This is a genomic window from Pseudomonas protegens (genome assembly GCF_003732485.1).
Classification (GTDB): Bacteria; Pseudomonadota; Gammaproteobacteria; order Pseudomonadales; family Pseudomonadaceae; genus Aquipseudomonas; species Aquipseudomonas protegens_B.
Map to the genome: position 1 here is coordinate 1 of NZ_MOAK01000044.1, position 306 is coordinate 306.

The window sequence follows — 306 nt, forward strand, 5'->3', positions numbered from 1 at the left end:
TCGCGCTGCGGGTGATGATTTCGAACTGGTCGATATTGCTCGCGTTGAGCCCCGCGCCCTCGATGGACACGCTGCCCTGGTCCACCTGGTAACGCTGGAGCTGGCCGTTCTCGATCACCGGCTTGCCGGTGGTCAGGGTGGCTTTCGGGGTGTTGATGAAGCCGCAGCCGTTGCAGCTGACGCCGTAGGGGTTGGCGACGATCACATGGGCCGATTGCCCGGCCACTTCGGTGTAGCCCTTGAGCTGGCTGGGGCTGCCGCCGTTGACTTCGTTGAGGATCACATTGGCCGCGCGGCCACCCAGGT

1 protein-coding gene is annotated in these 306 nt (G+C 64.7%); it reads right to left on the bottom strand.

Annotated elements, in window-relative coordinates; translation table 11 throughout:
• On the bottom strand, positions 1-306 hold a 306-nt coding region (locus tag BLX41_RS10970), incomplete at both ends, for a two-partner secretion domain-containing protein (protein WP_123724893.1).